The sequence below is a fragment of the Candidatus Zixiibacteriota bacterium genome (assembly GCA_017999435.1).
In the GTDB taxonomy this organism is placed as follows: Bacteria; Zixibacteria; MSB-5A5; order GN15; family FEB-12; genus JAGNLV01.
On the sequence record JAGNLV010000004.1, the window covers coordinates 459,812 to 480,611 of the forward strand.

Genomic DNA, 20,800 nt, shown 5'->3' on the forward strand with positions numbered 1-20,800 from the left:
CCGATTGCCCGGCGCGCGGCGAGCCCCGCGCGGCGCGCCTCCGAGTCATCATCACGCTATTCGAGTAATAACCGTGTCCCCGCCCCCGCCCTGCGTCTCCGGACCTCCCGGTTGAGCCGGCAAAATTCTACACGCCGCGGGGCCAGGCTGTCAAGAGATTTTCTGGGCGGTCCGGCGGCTCCCGCCGGGCATAGAAAGGCGGCGAAACCCCGGGGTTCCGCCGCCGGCTGCAGCCTCCCTCGAAGAAGGGGTCATGTTTGGAAGAGGTATTGCAGTTTCAGGAAAAACCGCCGCGACGACATCCGCCACTGGTCCGGTTCATCAGTCCCGGCCGCGAGATTCTGGTAGTCGTAGGTCGTCCCGACATAGAAGACGGAAAACGGGCTGAGCTGGTAGGAGAGAAGCGGGTCGATATCCCACCGCTCCGACCCGTCGTTGTACTGTACCACCAGCCGCAGCGACAGCTCCCGGGTGGCCTGGAACTGGACGCGGGTCCGGGTGATGTGCTGCTCGTACAGGAGTTCGTCGGTGGCGACGTGGCGGCTGCGGGTGAAGGTGTAGCTCGGTTCGATCATCAGCCGGTCGAGCGGCTTGAGGTCGACCTCGATCCCCCCGGTCACTTGATTTCCTGTGGCCGACTGCCGTACGGCCACGTCGCGGCCGAACGACAGGTCGCCGTTGAACGCGAGCGCATTGCTGATCACGCCGCCGGCGCCGATCCGCACGGCGTAGAGACCGTCGAACTGCACGCCCCCCCAATTCTCGTCACCGGCCGTGTAAGTGAGCGAGGCATAACTCTGCCAGAAGCGGAAATTCGCCTCCAGCCCGGCCGTGCCGTGCGTCCATTTGATCCTGCCGTCGTAGTTCCAGCGCCGGTCGACATAGATATTCGGCGCCAGGCGCTCAATCAGACGGCCCTCGCCGTAGAAAAGGTAGTACGCGTTGACGAACGCGTTCCGGTAGTCGTTCCAGGGATCGTAGCCGGTCTGGGTCCGATAGGTCGGATCCACCTGGTCGTAGTTGAGACGGAAATTGAGGTGCCGCCCCTGGCGGCGGAACTGGGTGATGAGGGCGTTGCCGGAGAACGACTCGCCGTCGGTGAGCACCGTGTGTTTGCCGTTGTCGAAAGTCATGCCCTCGAAGCGCTCGGGCTGCCCGAACAATTCGGGCCGGTCGGGTTCGCCGGTGTAGCTGGCGACCACCTGCCCGACCCAGCTGTAGTTGCGGGAGAGCCGGATGTCCGCATCGAGGCTCGCCACCGTCCCGTACCCCCCCCAGTCGTAGCGGCGGTCGGTGAGGATGAAACCGCCGCGCGAGTCCTGCCCGAACGAGAGCGAGCCGCGCAGGACGTTGACGGTGCTGGCGCCGGCGCGGAGGCTCCCCCCGCTCTCTTCCAGCGGCACGGTGTAGGGCGAGTTCTCATCCCGGGCGCTGAGAAATCCGAGCCGCCACCGCCCGGCCCGGCCGGTGAGTTTCGCCGCGTACCGGGGATCCCAGATCGTGCGCGAGGAAAACGAGTTGAAGAGCGTCTGGAAAATGTCCGCCCCCTCCTGGAAAAATGGCCGCCGCTCGGGATAGAGCAAGTCGATGGTCGAATTGATGTCGATCTGGGCGGCGTCCGACTCGATCTGACTGAAATCCGGATTCCAGGTCGCCTCCACCGTCATCCCGGAGGTCACCGCGTACTTCCCGGCCAGCGACATCTCCCCCTCGACCTTCTCGTTGTCGAACGGGTACCCCTCGGCGGCGACGATCTGTCCCGACTGGTTGGCCACCGCGGTGGCGAGCAATTCGACTCCCTTCCCGGGCGCCACGTCGGCGATCCCCTCAACCGTCCCCCACTGGCAGGGCCAGCACTGCTCGCTCCGGTTGTAGGCCGCCCAGGAGTACTGGAAGGACGACGCACGCGGGCGGTTGCGCCAGAAGTCCACCCGCCACGACTGCTCGGCCCCCTGGGGAAAGCGCAGCCCGGAAAATGGGATCGCGATCTCCACCCGGTAACCCTCCGGGGTGACCTGCGCCGCCGACCGCCACACCAGGTCGAAACTCGCGTCCTCGCCGACCGTCGGCGTCCAGAGGATGTCCTTCTGCACACCATAGGGATTGACGAAGAATTCATAGGCCGAGGCGGCGTTGCCGTACGTGTCGATCAGCACGATCGCGCAGTCGTCGCCGCTGTATGCGTCGCGCCGGGTCATCGTGGCCCGGAGCGCCCGGGGATCATCATCGCAGATGAACCCGACATAGAGATTGGCCTTGTCGTAGGTGACGAGCACCTCCGTGCGCACCGCCGGCGGCGTCATGTCCCCGGGCGAGCGCTCGACGAAACGGTCGGTGCGCGCCGCGTTTCTCCACCCCTCGTCGCCCAGGTCCCCGTCGACCTCGATCCTCCCAGCCGCCGGGCGCAGCGTGATCGACGGCCGGTACACCGGCGTGAAATCCGAGGCCGGCAGCATCGCGGTCGAACCGCGAGCCTGGGGCGCAAGCCCGAGCAAAACAGCCGCCGACAGAGACACAAGCAAACCCCGGTTCACTGCGCGCACATTCATACACCTTCCCCTTTCCCATTCGTGCAAGATGTTCCTGGTTGTACGCAACCGTCCGCCTGGCCGCTGCCTCCGCACCGTGGGCGGAACAGGACCAGGATCTCCGGGGATCGGTTCCTTTTGAGATTTCATACGGGACGGATGCGCAAGCGGTTTCGTTCCGCTTGACAAAGCGCGTCGCAATGTCTGCGGCGCGGGCACCGTTGACCAAAGCAACTACCCGGCTCGGTGCGGCTATGCTGCGAGATCTGCAAACCGACCCGAATTCCACGGGACGATCCTCAAAATCTCCCGTAGGTCAGGATTTTTGTGATCCTGACATTCTCGCCATCGATAGAAGCAGGCCCGTCAGGACCACAAGGGTCCCGGCCTGCGAAATCCCGTTCGCGGGCGTATCCGGCGGAATCGGACGCGGCCCTGCCGAGCGCCCCCCATATAAACGAGAAGCCCGGTCGGATGACCGGGCTCCCGAGAGAAAAGCTTCGCAAGCGCGACTACTTCGACTTGACCACCACAAATGCCGGGTAGATCTCGAGCCGCTTGTCGGCGCGGATCGCCTCTTCACCCAGGCGGTTCTTGATTTCCTCGAACTGCGCCACCAGCATGAGCGAGTTGCTCGGGCTGGTGGTCGTGGTGTCCACAACCAGGTTCTCGACCGGTTGGTCTTCGATCGAGGAGACGAAGACAGTCACGAGCCGGCCTTTGCCGGGCGCCAGCACGTTGGTGCTCGGCCCCATGTTCGCGACCATGCCGAGCGTCACGCACTGCTGCATCGTATCCGGGCGGAAGCCGCGGTAGGCGAAATGATCGACCCGGCCGCCGGTGTAGACGGCGGAGTCGGCCACGATCCGCACCGTCCCGCTCGAGAGTTTCAGCGGCACGGCGAGGCCCTCAACATTCTCGTCGTTGGTGGCGCTGATTGTGATCGACCAATTCTGCGGATCGATCCGGGAGACCTCGGCGTACACGGTATCGAGGATGCCGAAATTATCCGGCTTGGCGGCCGGTTTTTGCGGTTCCTCGGCGGCGCCGAGCGACGCCAGCAGAAGAATCCCAAGGGCGGACAGCGTTAACAATCTGGTGATGTGCATCTTTCCTCCAGGCTGAATTCGGTCGGACCGTCCGCCACTGCGGCGGGCGGCCTATTCTCTTTTACAATTCAGAGGTCGGTTCGATCTCAGTCAGGCCGGCTTTCAGCGCGGTCAGGAGCGAATCGGCAACCTGCTGTTGCCCAAGGCGTTCCCGGCGGATCGCGGCGGCCCGGACGAGCGCCTGGCGGCCGATTTCATGCCGCCCATATTTCCGGTACAAGTCCTCCAACGTCCCGGCCGCCTCCGCCCAGTTGCCCAGGCGGCTGTCCAACTCGGCCTGAAAACTCAGGGCCCGGGCCTCCATCAGGCCTTCCTGGCTGTAGCGAGCGACCTGGGCGTAATACTCCCGGGCATCCCGATACCACCGGTCGGCCTGGTCCTTGCGCCCCAACTGCTCGTAGCGCCGCGCCACGTAGAGAAACGCCCCCATCGCCTCGTCGGAACCCCGGTACCCCTCGATCAGAGCGTGGTACTCGACCTCGGCCCGATCCCAGTTGTCTTCCAGTTCGAAGGTGCGGGCCATGGCCAGCTGGGCCGGGGGAGTCATGGCCCAGTAGCGGGGATGATCACGCTTGAGGGCCACCAGGATCTGGCGGGCATCGCCGTAGCGCTTTTGCTCCATCCGGATCAGCGCCTTGCGGAAGAGCAAATCCGGGTAGTAGGCCGTGTCGGAGGGCCCCAGCCGGGCCAGGAGAGTGTCGTACATGGCGGCCGCGCGGGTGAAATCGCGGAACTGAAAACCGACGATCTCGGCTATCCGGGCGCGGACTGCCGGATACGCCTGCGAGGCCGTGTCCGAGAGCTGCTCCAACTGCGCGATCTCTTTCTGCCCCTGCCCGGTTTCGCGGTACAATCCGGCCAGGGCCGCCCGGCAGGACGCCTGCAGGAGCCGGTCGGAAGTCTTCGCGGCGAGGTCGGTGTAGTAGCTCACCGCCCGCTCCAGATGATAGGCAGCTTCCACCGAATCCCCCACTTGGCGGGCGACGGCGAAGATGTGGGCGGGCAGGTCGAACAGCGGCTTGACGATTTCGCCGCGGCTGTCGACCGGCGGGAAGAACGTTTCCAGCGCCGAGGTGTACATCGCCAGCGCACTGTCCCACCGGCCGGAGGCCTGCAGGGTGCGCCCGAGGTTGACCTGGGTCACCATGAGTTCTTCCCGCGCCAGGGCGGACTGAGAGAGGAGACGGGTGAGAACGGCGATCGACTCCTCGTACCGCCGCTGGTTGTAGAGCAGGCGGTTGAGTTCGTTGCCGGCCTGAAACGCGATCTGCTGCAGCTCCCGGTACTCGACCGGGTTGGCCTGCTCGCTGACCGAGTCGAGCGCGGCCAGGGCGAACTCCGCAGCCGCGGAGAGCTTCTCCCCGGCCCGCCGAACCAGCTCGGGCGGAGCCTCGCGGGGATTCACCTGGGCCTGCGCGATGATCTTCTCGGCATCGAAGAGCTTCTTCTCCGCCTGGAAGCGCAGGCGCAGGGCGGGGTTGTCGGCGCAGCCGAAAGCGGCGGCGAACCCGGCGGCGAGAATGAGAATTCGCGAGATTCTTCCCATTTGCGTTATTATCGGCAGTCTGACAAACCGTTGCCACAGAGTCCGAGGCAAATATACGGGCGGGGGAAACGGGAACAAGTCAAAAAACAGCGGCGCCTGCGGCCACCAAAGCGCACGGGCCGCCCGAATAACTCCGGGCGGCCCGCCTGCAAATCTTATGGGTCAAGGGATCATGCGTCGCGGCGACGCAGGCGGCGGAGCATCACCCCCGACAGCCCCAGTCCCAGAAGGAGAACGGTCGCCGGCTCCGGAACCATCGCCACCGACTTCTCCATCAGGTCATTGCCGCAACCCAGAGTGACGTGAAAATCGAGCGACTGGAAATCCCCGAGCAGCGAACGGGCAAACCTGAACTCCCACACGTACGTGTCGCCGTCACCCGGCATCAGATGATTGAGCTCGTAGTCATCCCAGAAACTGAGCATCGTATTCACCTGGCCGAGGTAAGTGCCGCTGGTCATCCGGTAGTCGCCGGCCAAGGGGGCGATGGGCGTGCCGTAGTACGAACCGGGGATATTCGGGATACCGGTGCGGCCGGTTACTCGATACAGGCCGTTCGAGCCGCCGTTGACCAGATCAATGGCATACTGGTAACCGCCGCCATTGGTGCCGATGAACAGGTCGCCCAGGTTGTAGTTGCGGCCCCAGCCGGTCGAATAGGCGGAGTAACCGAACGAGTTGGTCAGGGCGATGTACACATAGTCCTGATCCACCGCTACTTTCAAACCCTCGAGGTCGAACTCCTCGCCCCCCTCGCCGAGGGTACCGGGCGACGGCAGGTTGCCTATTCCGCCGGGGTAATTGATCGGCGACCAGTTGTTGTTCTCGTCGAACGGCGAGTCGCCAAAATCATAGTAGTGAAAATTGAAGGCCGAGGCGGGAGTCGCCAGACAAAAGCCAATGCACAGCACAAGAACAAGGATCCGCATGGTTGCCCTTTCGCAGTTGTTCTACTTCTATCTGTTCAAAGTTTTAGCAACTGCAATGCCGTTGGCTTTCCCCCTGCTCAGTGTGCATCATAAGATATTGTGACACCGTTACTTATACGACAGAGCGGAGACTGTACTCCGTGGCCCGGCCTGGCTTTCCCTGCAACAAGTTGCACAACAACGACAATCCGTGTCACCACGACCTGCGGGAAATAGAAAAGGCCACCCTGATCCGGGTGGCCCCAGAATTCTCGATTCGATTGAATGAAGCTCGGTTAAGCTTTGCGGCGGCGAAGCAACGCCAAGCCCGCGATACCCAGACCGACAAGCACAAGAGTGGCCGGCTCAGGAACGGTCGTGACCGTCTTGGGGAGCGTGGTGTTGCCCGGTCGAATGATCACCCCGCCGGTCCCGTCGGTACCGGTCGCCTGGCTTCCCGACGTCCGAGGGTCGCCGGTAAAATACGCCTGCCCGGTCGTGCCGACTGAACCGTCGGCGACGGTGATCTGGGCGCCCCAATCGATCGAAGACACATCGACCAGCCGTGGAGCGCTCAGCGGCAAAGCAACCGCTTGAGCTGCACACACCAAGGTGACCGCCAAAAGGACGATGATCGCTTTCATCCGAAACCCATTTTTGTTTAGGGTAAAGATCTCCTGTGCAATTTTCCAGCAATTTTCGTGCCACCTGACCCAATTCGACAGCATTCTGCTATGATCTTGTCAATCATAATATTAACTGTTTGACCTTATCGTCCCGAGAACATGACGTCTTCCTGTCTGCACACACACTTGTGCACGCATCTGCGCTGTTTCTGCAAACCACTTGCAGCGTCTTCTCTCACCTGTAATCCCGCTCGGCTCACAATCATACCAGGACCGCGCCTCAAATCCGGCCTGCGCGTCTGGCAAAGAGCTCACGCCAAAATTCGGAGGAGCCTGCTATGTGTGCCAGTCGGAGGAACTCGGGTCAGTTGGCCGCCGGGGTGCTTGTGCCGCCCCCATCCGCTCTGAGCACCGGCGGTCAAATCGACCGCCAACTGCGCTTGAGCACATCAGACCTCCAGCGGGGCCGCTATCGCATACTGCTGTACCGCTTTCTCGCCGATTCGATCCCGGCGGTGGCCGCCTGTGTCGGGACCTGGGTTCGTTTGGCCGCCGCGCCGGGCCGGTTTCTGGTCGACGGCGATGTCTCGCCTTCTGTCCGCCGCCAAGTGGAAGAGCGGCTGGAGCGCCTGAGCGCGCACGTGTACCGTTCGGTCGGGGGGACGCGGGCGGGCGGCGCCGATCTCCCGGTCGACATTGCAGCCGGGTTGTTTCGCGACGGTTTCTTCGGCGGCTTCGTGACCGTGGACGCAACCGGGACCGGTGTGGACCGGTTCATCCCGGTCGATGCCGCACGGGTGAATCTTACGGTGGAGGACGGCCGCCGGCAATTCCGCTATGCCGCCGACCACGGCGACCTCGATCTCGATCGTCCCGACTTCTACTACATCCCCCTCTCCGGCGGCGTCAACGCCCCGCTGGGGCGCTCGGTTCTGCAGGCAGTGCCGTTTGTCGCCTATATCGAACAGCAGCTGGTCGATGACATGCGGCGCTCCAGTCACAACGCGGGGTTTCACCGCCTCCATGTGAAGGTGACGCCCCCGGAGCGTCTCGCCGGCGAATCCGACACGGCGTACGTGCAGCGGATCAACGGTTACTTCGACGAGACGGTCGGGATGATCCGGTCGTGCGCGATCGACGAGAACCCGGTCACCTGGGACAACGTCGCCATCGACTATATCGGTCCGGACGCCACCCGGAGCGTGACTAACAGTTGGTTTTTCAGCCACCGATCGATGATCGAGGAGATCTGCGCGGGGACCGGCCTCGCGCCGTTCCTGCTCGGCTATTCCTACGGCGCCACGACTTCGTGGTCGGGGTTCAAGTTCGACCTGGTCATGCGGCAGGTGCGCTCGGTGCAGGCGGAGATGCGCCGCCTGATCGAGTGGATCGCCGCGATCGACCTCGCCCTGGCCGGCTTCTCCGCGCGCGTGCGCTGGGAATTCGACAACACCTTCGCCTACCAGGCCGGCGAGCGGGCCGGGGTCGAATCGACCCGGATCAACGATCTCATCCGGCTGTACGAGGTGGGATTGATCGACCGGGCCACGGCCGCGGCGAAAGCCGCCGGGCTCGTGTGAGCCGGCCCGGCCGCGCCGCGCGCCCCGCGGCCGCACCCGGCCGATTTGAGATTACCGGAAGGACGCTCCATGAACGCGCTTGCGACCGACTGTGAGAGCATCGACTGGCGGCGCGCGCTCGAGGATCCGGCGTACTTCGCGCAGGCCGTGCTCGGCGTGACGCTCCACGCCGGACAGCGGCAGTGGCTGGAGAACGCGCTGGCCCGGGAGAACGTGCTGGTGACCGGCAACCGGTGGGGAAAGTCATTCGTCTCGGCCGTGAAACTCCTCCGCCACGCCCTGTTCCGGATTCGCGGCTCGCTGGCGTTTGACGGGTCGGGGCGGTACCGCGCGGTCGCGGCGTCGATCACGCAGGACCAGGCCAACCTCCTGTTCAACCAGGTGGTCCGACTGGCCCGCCAGTCCCCCGTGCTGCGCCCCCGGATCGCCTCGCTCGTCCGCTCCCCCTACCCCATGCTGACCCTCGGCAACGGCGCGGTAATCGAGGCCCGGTCCACCCAGAACCGGGGCGAGTACCTGCTCGGGAACGACTACGACCTGTTTGTCTTTGATGAAGTGGCGTTCGAGGCGGACCCTGAGTATGTTGTCGAGGAGGTACTCCTCATGCGCCTGGCCGACCGGGAGGGGATGCTCGATCTGGTCTCGACGCCCAATGGGAAGAACTGGTTCTACCGGCGGGTGAGGGAGCTGGCACAGGGGGCGCGGCCGGGGTATTTCCAGTCCGGCGACAGTCGCGCCAATCCCTACATCTCCCGAGCTTTCCTCGACGAGCGGGTGCGGCATTTCACCGCGCGGCGGCTCGCGCAGAATATCGAAGGTCAGTTTGTCGACAGCGGCGGCGAGGTGATCCGCGGAAGCGATATCGATGCCGCGCTGGCCGGAATCTCCGGGTCGGAGGAGGCCGGCGGGGCGGCCTCCGGGGAGATCCGCTATCTCTCCGGGTGGGATCTCGCGCGCAAGCGGACGGCGACGGTCGGGATCACGGTCGCGGCGGCGGACGGTCCGGCCCGGGTGGTCGCCCTCGAGCGGCTGAAGGAGACGGACTGGGCGACGGTGATCGCGAGAATCAGGGCGCGCCAGGAGCAGTACCCCGGCCAACTGGTGATCGACGCCACCGGGCTGGGGGATCCGATCGTCGAGGCCCTGCGCGAGTACCGTCCGACCGCGGTGATCTTCACCGGCCCGCGCAAAGCGGAACTGCTCACCAACGTCGAGCTGTTTCACGCCCGGCGGCGGATCGTGTACGAACGGTGGGAGCTGCCCGACGGTCCGGGGCGGACGTGGTCGCTGGAGGATGAACTGCGGAGGGCGCGCTGGGACGACAACTGCGAGTGCGACAGCCTCATGGCGCTGGCCCTGGCATTGTGGCCGCTCCGCACGCGCCCGGCCCCGGTGATCGCCCCGCGCCTCGGGCGGGCGTGAGACCGGCGACCGGCAATCGCCTACAGGGAGCCGGAAGGTGCGTCCGGATCCTCCCCGGCCCGGGCGAGTTTCACCCGCAGCGTGACCGTCTGCTTCCGGCGGATGAACTTCTTCAGCTCCGCGCTGAGCGCCGCAGGCAGCAGACCCTTCGCGTAACCGTCCTTCATCAGCGCCGCGCTGTCCAGCTTGAAATACTCGATCAGGCCGGCGTCGCGCGCCAGCGCCGTCAGACTCGCGAAATCGGTGCTGCTGTCGGTCTTGGTGACAAACTTCTCCTCCTCCGTGATCCCCACCGCGACCTCTCCCCCTTCACCTGAGAACTTGGTCATCTGGAGCTCCCCGGCCAGCCGCACGAGGTCGGCCCGCAGGGCGGCCATTTCGGCCTCGAGCTCTTTGACCGCCGCGTAGCGCGCGATATACTCGGTCGCTTTGGCGTAGGCCCGCCGCAGAGCTCCGTCCCGGTCCGCCTCGCCGGCCTCGATCAGCAGCTTGTGCCGCTTGGCCGGACAGAGCGCGGCATACTCGCACCAGTTGCACAGCGACGATTCGCGCGTCGGAAACTGGCTGAGACGGTCGGCCTCGTGGATCGCCAGGATCTGCTGGCGGATGTTTTCGACGAGCAGTTCGAGATCATCGGGGCGGAACCGGTGGGCGACGACCTCGTCCATGCGCAGGCAGTACTGGGCCGCCTCGATGTCGCGGTACTGCGGGTAGTTCGCCATCACCGCCAACTGGTAGAGGCCCATCTGGTGGAAATAATCCGGGTCGTGCGGGCGGGAAAGGTTCTTGCCGGTCTTGTAGTCGCAGATCTCCACCGTGCCGTCGTCCCGCCGCCACAACCGGTCGATGCGGGCGCTCAGCCGGTAGGGCGTGCCGGGGAGGGTGAAGTGGAGGTGGAGCTCCGCGCCCAGCAGGGCGCCGGGCCGGAACGGCCGGTAGCGCTCGTGGTGGCGGGCGAGGATTTCACGGCCGATGCGGATGTAATCGTCGATGCCCATGTGCTCGGTCACAACCGCCAGGAGAGCGCGGTCGACCTCGCGCCAGGCCCGCTCGTAGATCTCGAGGGCGGCCTCGAGCGACAGCTCCACGCCGTCGGCGCCGCGCTCGTAGAGCGCCTGGAGGACGGTGTGGACGGCGGTTCCCAGGTACGCTTCGGCGGAGATCCGTTTCGGGATTTCCGGCCGCTCGAGGTACCGGAACTGAAATTTGCGCCGGCACTGCGCAAAAGTCTGGAGCGCGCTGTGGCTGAAGGTCGTGAGCATGGACACGCAAGCCTCCCTCGTGTGACGCCGGCTGAGCTACTGCGGCGGACCGGCCTCCCGCGCCGGCGGAGGGGAGTACGATTCGATCACGCCTTTGAGAAATCCCACTCCGAGGCCGAAGTGGATGGTTGGGAAAATCAACGGTCCGTACAGCAGGCAGTTGAGATTGCGATGCCGCAGCGCGAGACTGAGGGAATAGAAAATGACGGTGAGGAGGTAGAGCGCCGCGACAATCTGGAAGAGCTTCATCACCGCGAGCGAGAGAAACCCGAGGACGAAGAGGACGATGCAGAGGACGACGCCGGCGGCGGCCAGCCAGTGGGTGGGCGCCCAGAGTCCGTGCTTGCGCGACATGCGGAAACGCCCGAGACCGTAGCGGACCATCTGCCGCCACAAGGCCGGCAGAGTCGCGCGCGGGTAGTAGTAGACTCTCAGTGCGGGGTTGAGCCAGGCTTTCAGTTTCGCCCGGTGGACGCGGAAGTTGAGTTCGATGTCCTCGCCGGCGTCGAAGTTCTCGTCGAACAGCCCGACCCGGTCGAAGGTCGCGCGCGTCCACATCGCCCCGGAGGAGGTCGGGTCGACCTCCCCCTCGTAGTCGGCGTAGATTTCCGATCCGGGTTTGTGGCCGAGCGCCGAGCCGCGGCAGAGCGCGATCGCCGTCTGCAAATCGTTGAGGTCGGGCGGAGTGAGCGGCTGCGGCCGGCAGAGACAGTCGGCGCCGGTGCGGTCGAAGGTTTCGACGACGTCGCGCAGGAGGGTCTTGCTCGGAATGTACACGTGACCGTCGATGACGACGATCCGCGGCGCGGTGCTGTTGCGGATGCCGATGTTGCGGCCCGAGGAAGGGCGGCGCACCGGGTTGTCCAGCAGCCGCAGGGCGCCGAACCGAGTCTTGTAGGACTCGACGATTTCGCGGGTGCGGTCGGTCGACCCGCCGTCGGCCACCACCACCTCGAGGCGGTCCATGGGAAAATCCTGAAGGTACAACTGCTCGAGGGTCTGCCCGACGTACTTCTCCTCGTTGCGGACGGGCATGATCACCGCCAGGTCAAATTTCGACGGTTTGCTCTCGGGCATAGGGACCGTTGGCTCCTGATTTCAGGTTTACCCGGACGCCGGCGCCGGACCCGACCGGCGCGCGGGGGCAATATACGCACGCGCGGCCGGTCCAAACAAGGCAAAACCGGGGAGTGCGCGGGGGCGGGGCCGCGCCCGCTCACCCGTCCCGATCCGGGCGGTACTCGCTGATCACGACTTTCCCCTCCTCCAGCGTGACCTTGCAGCGTTTGTGGATGTCGGTGAATTCGCGGTAGATGACGCCGAAATGGGCGGAGACACCGTGGTAGAGGCGGTCCTGGACGATGATCTGCGCGCCCGCGACCTCGCGCAGGCGCTCCTCGAGCCGGTAGCGGACGTCGGCGAGGCGTTCGAGCTCGCCCGGGGCGGCGGCCACGAATTCCTCCAGTCGGCCCAGGGCCTCGGCCCGCTGGGGATCAAGCAGACCCTCCGCCTGCAGCCGGTACATGGTCAGAAGGGTGGCCCGAATGCGCGCGAGGTCTTTCTCGATGCGCGCGATTTCAGCACCCGTGCAGCGGTACTCGCGCATGAGCTCGGCGTCGTAGCCGACGCGGAGGATGGTGGCGGTGCCGGCGTCGTTGCCGGCGGTGGCGACGCGGATTTCGCGGCCGGCGTTGGATTCGCCGCCGATGATTTTTCCTTTGCGGGCGCGGACGATGATGCGCTCGGCCGCCGTGACCTGGCAGTTGAGGAGTTCGTCGCCGACGAGAACGTCGTTGCCGGAGATGATGTTGACCCCCTCGGCGTACTTGACCAGCACGTCGCCGTCGGCCTTGATCATCCCCTCCCCCTTGCCGTAGGCGCCCCCCTTGATGAGGATGTTGCCCTCGCATCGGATGGTGCAGTCGGCGACGTTGCCGCCGACTTCGAGGTTGCCGCCGACATTGAGGGTGAAGCCGGGCCGGACGTCGCCGACGACGCGCACCGAGCCGATGCAGTTGATGTTGCCGATGCTCATGTCGACGTCCCCCTCGATGCGGGTGACGTCGTTGACGGAGACGGTGCCGCGGGTGAAGACGATGGCGCCGCTGGCGGCCGCCACCAGCGAGAGGCCGTCCGGCTCGACGCGCGTGTTCTTCCCCTGGCGGAAGTTGAAATCGCGCCCGCGAATGCCGGGGATCAGACGGCCGTCCACCCCGCACCCGTCCTCGCCGTCGCCTGGCGGAATCTTGCGCACCAGCACGGTCCCCTCGCGGACGTTCTGGATGAAATTGATCGAGCGGTAGTCGATGCGCCCGTCGCCGGATTCCTCGGGCGTGTGCTGGGTCTCGGGTTCGAAGGCGTACTCGAAGGCGGCGTCCTTTCCGCGCCGGGGGGGCGTGCCGGTGGCGATTTTGGTCGGGACGTCGTAGAGCCGCTGGTCGAGGACGCGCTTGATGGCGTCCCAGTCGATGCCGTGGGTCACGCCGGCACGGACGATCTCCTCCCGGACGTCATCGAGGGTGACCTCCCCGCCGAGGTGTTCCGGGTCGCTCACGGCCATCATGGCGGACATGTTGTCGCGCGTGATGACGACCCGCACGAGTTTCGGTTTGGGACGCTGGACCCGGGTTTCCGGCGAGGTCTCGGTCATGGGTGCACTCTCAGGCCGAGGAGTTCGAGGCGGCCAGGATGCGCCAGTAGGCGCGCTCGACCACCAGGGCGATTTCGTAGCTCTTGAACGGTTTGGTGATGTATTCGTCGGCCCCCAGCAAGAGGGCATCCTTGACGGTGTAGGTGTCGCCGTAGGCGGTCATGATGATCACGCCAGTGCGGGGGTGTTCCCGCTTGATGATCTTGAGCAGGTCGAACCCGTTCATCCCGGGCATCTTCATGTCGGAGATGACGATGTCGCAGGGTTGGCTCCGGAGCAGGGCCGCCGCCGTCTCGCCATCCGGCGCCGTCGCCACTCGGTACCCTTCGCGGGAGAGGATCTTCTCCAGCAGGAGCCGCATCATGGCCTCATCGTCAACTACAAGAATCGAGACCGCACTTTTCATGGGCCTGGTGTCCTCCGTGCAATTGTCGTTCGCCTTTTGGGTGCCGGTCTCCCCGGCGCCCGGTCACCGGCTGAGCGCGGACGAGATTTCGGAAATGAAATCTTCCAGCTGCACCGGTTTGTACATTACGCGGCAGGCGCCCAGCAGGCCGGCTTTGTGCACCAGCTTGTCGGTGGCGTTGCCCGTGATCACGACCACCGGCGTCCGGGGGCGCCGCTTCTTGATCTCGGAGAGAACCTCCAGGCCCGACATTTCGGGCATGATGAGGTCGACCGTGATCAGGTCGTAAGGGGTGGCCTCGACTTTCGCCAAAGCCTCGAGCCCGCTGTCGGCCAGGTCGACGCGGAAAGCGTCGGTCGTTCCGCAGAAATCGCGGAAGACGTCGCGCACCCACTTCTCGTCGTCCACGATGAGCACGCGGAAGGGCTCGCCGCGTTCCTGAGCCAGGCGGGTCAGTTTCTGCATGTCGCTGTCGAGCATCGGCATCATCCCGGTTGGGGTTTGGCAGTGTCGTTTGCGCCGCTCTTTGCCCGGTTTATCGGCAAATCCGGACAAGTCTTGTACCGCATCGGGCAAGGGGCGCTGCGCGTTATCCTTTCGTGTCGACCCGTCCCTCCTCGGCCAGAGCGTCCATGATGCGGGTGCACTGCTCCAGGATGGCGCGGAGACGGCCCTCGATCGGGTCGCTCCCCGGCGGCCGGGTGGCGAGGTCGTTGACCATCGCCTCGAGGTTCCGGGCGGCGTTGATGATATCCGCCAGTTCGTGCACCACCTTGACCGTGCCGTTGACCAGCTTGATGAAGTCGGGTTCCAGGCGGCTGAGGGTCGCCGACCGCCCTTTGGCGCGGGCGAGGTAGATGGCGAGGTTGAGGGCCAGCACCTTCACCTCTTCGTTCAGCTCATCGACCCGTTCGATGATGGCCGGGTCGATGGGCCGGAACTCATCGGTTCGGGATTTCGTCATGGCATCCCCACTTGCTGCCCGGCGAGGGGCATTTCGAGCACCAGGAGCGGGGCTCCGTTGTCGGTCGTGCTCAGTCGGTAATCGCCGCCGTGGTAGCGAATTGTCTCGCTCGCGACCAGCACCTGCAGCCGGAGGGCCGCCGTTTGGCGGGCGAAAATCTGGTCGAGCATGCGCAGGAGGCGTTCGGTGCGCTCCGGCCGCGTCTGGAACGCCAGGCTGAGCCGCGCCCGGCCGTCGGCCCGCTCCGTGCGCACGTCGATGCGGGCTTCGTCCGCCGTCTCTTCGACGATCATCTGGAACAACTGGTAGAACGCATTGCCGAGCTGGTCCGGGTTGCCGTATACCGAGAGCCGCTCGGTGGCCGCCGACAGGCTCAGGCCGCTCGGCCGGTGTTCGGTCTGACCGCAGAGACGGGCGATCACGTTGGCCGCGAGGACGGAGAAATCGAAGACCTGGTTTTGGCGGCTGGAGGCCGAGGCGAATTCGATCACCTGGTTCAAGAGCGCGTCGGCCCGCCGCACTTCGCTGGCGATAATGTTGAGATACTCGGCGCCGCACTCGCTGCGGTGGCTCTCACGAAGCAGGTTGGTGAAGCCTTCGATAATGGTGAGCGGGTTGCGCAGTTCATCGGCCACGGCGGCGGTGAGCTCGCCCATGACCGACATCTTCTCAGCCCGGATGACCTGCTCCTGGGACTGTTCAAGGCGGCGGTAGGTGCGTTCGAGCTCGCGGGCGCGCTGGCGCTCGCGGTCGTAGAGGCGGGCGCGCTGGATCGCCACGGCCGCCTGGTCGGCCAGCACTTTGAGCAGCCGCACCGCGTCGTCGCCGATCGGCGCGCCCGTGATCGCGTTGTCGGCCACCACCAGGCCTTGGCACGTCCCTTTGCTCATGAGCGGCACGAGGGCGGCCCGGGTCGTCCCGGTGCGCCGGAGAAGACCGGCGGTCAGGTCGTCGAGCTCGGCATCGGGCTCGAGATTCACGCCCGTGCCGGAATCGCAGATGTGGGCCAGAAGGGATTCGTTATCGAGAGCGATGGTGAGACCGCGGATGCATTCGAACAGCCGGTCGGTCGGGTCCTCCGACCCGCTGGGGTGCACATCGAGCAGCTGCGCCAGCGACAGGTGCATCCCCGCCAGGCGGGTCCATATGCGCCCGGCTTCCTCGGCCGAGGTCGGCCCGACCGCCATGTGGGCGGTCAGCTCGTGCCGGTCGCGGTCGAAGAGGAAGAGAAACGCCCGGTTGAAACCGAGCCCCTGCGAGGCGGTGGCCCCGGTGAGAATGATGCGGAGAATCTGGCGCAGCTCCAGCGAGGACGACAGGGCCGCGGCCACCTCGGCCAGGATGGAGAACTCGTCGTGGGCGCGGCGGTTCTGGTCGGCGGAGGCCTCGCGGACGATGCCCACGATTTCCGCCGCCTGGTCGGGCAGCGGTACGGCGCACAGCGTCACCGCCAGCGGGCGGGCGCCGGGGCCGCTGATCGCAATCTCTCGGCGCACGCAGGCCCGGTCGCCGCTGAGGAGACGGTCGAACTGGTCGTACACATCCCCCGGAAACACCGCCGTGAGGTTGGAGACGTGGCGGTTCTCCCACGGCGTCGTGTGATCGATGCCGAGGAGCTCAGAACCGGCCTCGTTGCAGTCGGTGATGTACCCCTGGCGGTTGACCAGGAAGAGGCCGATGTCGAGGTGGTCGAGGGCCAGCAGCACGGCTTTGCCGCGCGCCGGGTCGCGGCCCTCGGTCGGGGTCTCCCCCGCCGGGCGGGGAAAGGTGAGCGGCCGCCCCCGGCGCAGCGCCTCGCGGAGAACCTCGGCGTCGGGCGGCTCGGTGACCACCAGCGGCGCGGCCGCCGCGATCGGCTCCACCGTTCGTTTCCTGATGTGTACTTCCTCCCCCGGCTGCTCCCGCTCGATGATATCCGACGTGGTCTTCATGCTTCACTTACCTCATCCGGATGACAGTTCCGATCCGCCGCACGAGGCGGCCGGCCAGCTCTTCCTCGAGACGGCGGAAGAAGACGGACTTGTCCGGCGCGCTGATATGGAGGTCGGGATCGTGAATGTCATTATCCACACTTCCCTGAAAAACTTGCGGCCCCTTTTTCTGCACATGGAACGGCTCGGCGAGGGCCAGCCGGCCGCGGGCGACGTCGATGACGCGCAGTTCCCCTTCGATGACCCCGAGGGCGACATACCGGTGGGCGACCAGCGGGATCTGCATCGACTTGCGGTGCTCCAGGCGTTCCGATTCCACGCGGACGATGACGACATAGGCGGCGCCCGCCTCCTGTCCCCAGGCGGCCAGAGCCGCGGCGTCGCCGTGATCCGGGGGGAAAGCCGGGTGCGGGGGCGTTTCCGCGCGCACCGTCAGAATCCGCAGGTCATCGTGCCGGGTCAGGCGCTGCACGAGGCGCGCCTCGATCTCGCAGTCGGCCCAGGGCAGGTCGGGGGGAGCCACGACCAGCGCCACGGTCCGGCCGGGCGTTTCCCCGGGGCCGGCGCTGACGAGCAGAAGCCCGGCGGCCATGGCCGCGGACAGTAGGCCGAGAGCGCGCCCCCTCATGCCGGGCTCTTCCGCTGCTCGGTGTAGAGGTAGCGCGCCAGCACCCGGCGCACGCCTTCGTTGAAGTCCGCAGCCCGCTCGCCGAGGAGGTCGAGCTCGGCGGCCGACAACCGGTCACGCAAGTGCTCGCGCGTAACGAACTCGATCCCGGTGAGACAGACGGCGCCGTCGTGGTCGCACCGCTTGACGAGGCCGAGGACGTTGTCGAGGGATTCGAGCCCCTCGAGGCGGAAGCGCATGGCGACAATGTCGCCTTCGTTCAGCGGCTGGGCGAGTTCGACGAGCACGCCGCCGGCGCCGATATTGAGTATCTCGCCGCTCAGTTCCGGTTCGGCCTCGGTCGGCGTGAAATTGCCGAAGGCATCCTTGAGACGCCGCAGCCACATCGGGGAGACGATCTCCAGCCGGACATAGCGGCGGCGGTTTTCCTGTTCAATCCGAAGCGGCCGGCGGGCGCCCACGCCCGGGTCGGTTGCCTCCACGTCGTGCACGAATCTCGTCCCTGTGACTCTCTTCATACCAAGCTCCTGTTTATACTGCGTTCTGTTCATGCATCCATGCGATGAGTTTGCGTTCGATCTCCCGCTGCATGCGCTGGTCGAGGGCGAAGACCGAGCCGGGCATCGGCCGCACGGTGGGGAACGGCAGGTGCCCGTTGCGATCCTCGCGGGCGATGAACTGCAGGCCGACGTGCCAGCGGCCGGTCTCGACCGCCGACGAGTGGCGCACCTGTCCGAGCAGGAGCGACGGAAAGCCCAGCTCCGGGCCGCCGACGTTGACGAACAGGTAGGTGCGGGGTTCGAGGACGCTGGTGAAAACGATGAGCGCGCCGCCGCCCGAGAGATTGACCGTCTCGGTCTCCAACCAGCGGAGGCGGCTGAGGCCGGTCGGGGCCAAACGGGCAATCGGCAGCGCCGCCAGCCGGAACGGGCAGGCGATCGGCACGCGGCAGAAGCGGCGGCGCCGCAGCGGGGTGACCGTGTCGCCGAGGTAAATGCGGCACCCGCCCCCCTCGGTCCGCCGCAGAACCGCGGACACCGAGACCGGCTCCCCCTTGTACACGATCTGCAGAACGACTCTCTGGTTGTTGACCAGGTTGGCGATCAGTCCCGCGTGGCCGCTCCGGTCGATGGTGATGGCCTTGCCGGCCGCCACCGTCACCCGGCTGGTGAGCGGTTTGCCGGGAAACTGCTCGGCATAGAGCGTGACCTTGCGCCCCACCAGGGTGGAGAGGTCGAAGCGCTCGATCTCGAGGGCGTCGAGCGCCTGATCGCCGGCGGCTTCCCGCGCCGTCATAACAGCCCCTTCTGGCGCAGCTTCACCTGCTCCTGAAAGACATAGTTGACGAGCTTGTTCTGCATGCTCCGCGAGAATTGCTGCACCGACTCCGGCAGCCGGCCGAGCTCGTCGGCGGTGAAGACCTGCGCGAGGTAGTCGGCGCGCACAAACTCGATGCCCGCCAGGCCGCCGGCGGCGGGCCGGTCGACGCGGCGGACGACGGCGGCGACGGGGGTCGGGATGCCGATGGCGGGGAAAAACTCGACATCGGCGAGCAGCCGCGCACCGGGCCGGAGTTCGAAGGGAGCCTCGATGAGCATGCCGCCGCCGGAGAGGTTGAGCGACACGGTCCGGTGGACAGCGTGGGGCGGCAGCGACGGGCTGCCGGGCTGGCCGAGGACGGTCACCGTGAGTGGGCGGCGCAGGTCGAGGCGGACGAACTGCCGGCGCTGCACCCGCTGGATCGCCTCCGGGGCGCGCAGCAGGTAAATGCGTTTCTCGCGCCGGGCAATGACCGCAATCTGGCTGTCGAATCGGTACACGGCGTCGTCGCGGGTGAAGATCACGCGGCAGGGAGCGCCGTTGCGGATCAAGTCGGTTCCGCCGACAAACTCGGGCGCGCCGATCACGAGGATCCCCTGGCCGAAGTCCTCCAGGCGGGTGATGTACCGCCCCGCCTCGGGACCGTCGCCGATCACGATCTCCAGGCGGTCCCAGAGGTTTATTTTTCCGGACGCGGATGTCGTCGCAGGCGGTGTCACGGGCCGGTCCTTTCCTCACGCCCCCTGGGGCGCTTCCATGCTCGACTTTCCATACTCGATCGCCAGTTCAAGGATTTTGCGGGCCAGCGCGGTCTGGGTCTGGTCGTGCCGGTTGCGGTAGATGAACTCCTGGCCGTGGCGGATCGTGTGGTTGAAGAACTCGCGGGCGGTGGCGAAATCGCCGGTGCGGCGGGAGAGCTCCGCGATCAGGTACGAGGCCTGGATCTGCTGGTTGCCCGGCGCGATGCTCCGGCCGTCGGTGAACGCCTGCCGGTAGAAATGGACCGCCTTCTGCAGCGCCTCGCGCTCGCTGGTCACGATCCCATCCCACGACTTCTTCAGATCGTAGAGGAACTCGGCGAAGGTGGGGAAGCCGGCGAAGGTCGGCTCGCTGTTGATGTCGCCGAGGCCGACGCCGACGGTCTTGAATTCCTCGATCAGCGTGGTCAGGTCGGCCAGGCGCTGCTCGACGCCCGTGATCCGCTCGGTGAGGGCCGCGCCTTCGGCGAGGAACCGCTCGCGGTACGGGAGAATCTGGGCTTTCAGCTCGGAGGTCAGGGTGTCGGCCTCGAACTGCGACTGGACCGACTCGAGGAACTCGGCGACCCGGTCGCGAGCCGACCCGAGGGCGTCGGTGATGCCGTCGTGGCGCGTGTCCAGCTCGTAGAGGAAACCCCGCATCCGCGAGATCTGCGGGTTTTCCCCGCCCTCGAGGCTCCGGAAGACCCAGCCGATCCGCAGGTAAAAGCGGCCGAGGTCGAGGCGGCTGTAGTGTTCGAAGAGCTGCTCGTCGAAAGCCGCGAGGTGGAGCTTGAGAATGGCCGTCTGGTTGGGGAACCGGGCCATGTCGATGGCCTTGCCGAGGCGCTTGACAATCGAGTCGGCGGTGGCGAGCTGGTCGAGGTGTTTGTCCTTGGTGGCTTTGAGGCGGTAGGTGCGGAAGGCGTTGTCCTTCTTCCACTCCTTGTAGGCGGGCGTGTACTCGCGGGAGTAATAGCAGTTGCCGCAGGTGGCGACAAAGAAGACCAGCGGGTTGTAGCCGTCGTACTTGGGGTAGCGCCACTTGATGTCGCGGGGGCAGAAGTCGCTGTCGCGGCCTTCCTCGACGTACGCGCCCATGCGCACGGTTTCAAATTCGTTGATCGTGCGGCAGATGGGGCATTCCACCTTCGACAGGAAAAACGGGGAATCGCTGGCCATG

19 protein-coding genes are annotated in these 20,800 nt (G+C 65.9%); 2 read left to right on the top strand and 17 right to left on the bottom strand.

The genetic code is table 11. The annotated features are described in order from the left end of the window. Nucleotides 1-251 precede the first annotated feature (251 nt). From KA261_12385 to KA261_12405, 5 genes are all read right to left on the bottom strand, one after another. Nucleotides 252-2,549, bottom strand: coding sequence for a carbohydrate binding family 9 domain-containing protein (locus KA261_12385; GenBank protein MBP7698599.1), 2,298 nt, complete (start codon nt 2,547-2,549; stop codon nt 252-254). A 491-nt stretch (nt 2,550-3,040) separates the two neighbouring features. Further along, entirely contained in the window at nt 3,041-3,637 is a 597-nt protein-coding gene (locus tag KA261_12390; protein ID MBP7698600.1) for a hypothetical protein, read from the bottom strand. Nucleotides 3,638-3,698: 61 nt separating this feature from the next. Beyond that, nucleotides 3,699-5,183 carry a hypothetical protein gene (locus KA261_12395; protein ID MBP7698601.1) on the bottom strand — a complete coding sequence of 495 codons (1,485 nt, stop codon included), beginning with the start codon at nt 5,181-5,183 and terminating at the stop codon, nt 3,699-3,701. 170 nt (nt 5,184-5,353) lie between these two features. Then, nucleotides 5,354-6,112 carry a PEP-CTERM sorting domain-containing protein gene (locus KA261_12400; protein ID MBP7698602.1) on the bottom strand — a complete coding sequence of 253 codons (759 nt, stop codon included), beginning with the start codon at nt 6,110-6,112 and terminating at the stop codon, nt 5,354-5,356. Nucleotides 6,113-6,387: 275 nt separating this feature from the next. Next, nucleotides 6,388-6,819, bottom strand: a complete 432-nt coding sequence (locus KA261_12405; GenBank protein ID MBP7698603.1) for a PEP-CTERM sorting domain-containing protein — start codon at nt 6,817-6,819, stop codon at nt 6,388-6,390. Nucleotides 6,820-7,055: 236 nt separating this feature from the next. Here KA261_12405 and KA261_12410 point away from each other — a divergent pair, with 236 nt between their 5' ends. Together KA261_12410 and KA261_12415 are read left to right on the top strand one after the other, a co-directional pair. Beyond that, nucleotides 7,056-8,297: a hypothetical protein gene (locus KA261_12410; GenBank protein ID MBP7698604.1), complete on the top strand. Its 1,242-nt coding sequence runs from the start codon at nt 7,056-7,058 to the stop codon at nt 8,295-8,297. 69 nt (nt 8,298-8,366) lie between these two features. Further along, entirely contained in the window at nt 8,367-9,719 is a 1,353-nt protein-coding gene (locus tag KA261_12415; GenBank protein ID MBP7698605.1) for a terminase family protein, read from the top strand. A 20-nt stretch (nt 9,720-9,739) separates the two neighbouring features. Here the strand turns inward: KA261_12415 and KA261_12420 are convergent, their stop codons facing one another. From KA261_12420 to KA261_12475, 12 genes are all read right to left on the bottom strand, one after another. After that, on the bottom strand, nt 9,740-10,987 hold the full coding sequence (locus KA261_12420) for a PD-(D/E)XK nuclease family protein (protein ID MBP7698606.1): 1,248 nt from the start codon (nt 10,985-10,987) through the stop codon (nt 9,740-9,742). Between the two features lie 30 nt (nt 10,988-11,017). Continuing rightward, entirely contained in the window at nt 11,018-12,058 is a 1,041-nt protein-coding gene (locus KA261_12425; GenBank protein MBP7698607.1) for a glycosyltransferase family 2 protein, read from the bottom strand. A gap of 139 nt (nt 12,059-12,197) precedes the next feature. Then, nucleotides 12,198-13,631 (bottom strand): DUF342 domain-containing protein, encoded by a 1,434-nt coding sequence (locus KA261_12430; protein ID MBP7698608.1) that lies wholly within the window; start codon nt 13,629-13,631, stop codon nt 12,198-12,200. Nucleotides 13,632-13,641: 10 nt separating this feature from the next. Continuing rightward, nucleotides 13,642-14,037 carry a response regulator gene (locus tag KA261_12435; GenBank protein ID MBP7698609.1) on the bottom strand — a complete coding sequence of 132 codons (396 nt, stop codon included), beginning with the start codon at nt 14,035-14,037 and terminating at the stop codon, nt 13,642-13,644. Between the two features lie 63 nt (nt 14,038-14,100). Then, nucleotides 14,101-14,517 (bottom strand): response regulator, encoded by a 417-nt coding sequence (locus KA261_12440; protein ID MBP7698610.1) that lies wholly within the window; start codon nt 14,515-14,517, stop codon nt 14,101-14,103. Between the two features lie 109 nt (nt 14,518-14,626). Then, nucleotides 14,627-15,001, bottom strand: coding sequence for a hypothetical protein (locus tag KA261_12445; protein ID MBP7698611.1), 375 nt, complete (start codon nt 14,999-15,001; stop codon nt 14,627-14,629). After that, nucleotides 14,998-16,932, bottom strand: coding sequence for a GAF domain-containing protein (locus KA261_12450; protein ID MBP7698612.1), 1,935 nt, complete (start codon nt 16,930-16,932; stop codon nt 14,998-15,000). Before KA261_12450 ends, KA261_12445 begins: the two co-directional genes overlap by 4 nt. A gap of 7 nt (nt 16,933-16,939) precedes the next feature. Further along, a complete protein-coding gene (locus KA261_12455; protein MBP7698613.1) occupies nt 16,940-17,560 on the bottom strand; it encodes a hypothetical protein in 621 nt (206 codons plus the stop codon). After that, nucleotides 17,557-18,078 (bottom strand): PilZ domain-containing protein, encoded by a 522-nt coding sequence (locus KA261_12460; GenBank protein MBP7698614.1) that lies wholly within the window; start codon nt 18,076-18,078, stop codon nt 17,557-17,559. The genes KA261_12455 and KA261_12460 overlap by 4 nt, the downstream gene beginning before the upstream one ends. 13 nt (nt 18,079-18,091) lie before the next feature. Next, nucleotides 18,092-18,856: a hypothetical protein gene (locus KA261_12465; GenBank protein ID MBP7698615.1), complete on the bottom strand. Its 765-nt coding sequence runs from the start codon at nt 18,854-18,856 to the stop codon at nt 18,092-18,094. Then, complete coding sequence (locus KA261_12470) at nt 18,853-19,599, bottom strand: flagellar brake domain-containing protein (protein ID MBP7698616.1); 747 nt, start codon at nt 19,597-19,599, stop codon at nt 18,853-18,855. Before KA261_12470 ends, KA261_12465 begins: the two co-directional genes overlap by 4 nt. Before the next feature lie 15 nt (nt 19,600-19,614). Next, nucleotides 19,615-20,799: a DUF2225 domain-containing protein gene (locus KA261_12475; protein MBP7698617.1), complete on the bottom strand. Its 1,185-nt coding sequence runs from the start codon at nt 20,797-20,799 to the stop codon at nt 19,615-19,617. Nucleotide 20,800 lies beyond the last annotated feature (1 nt).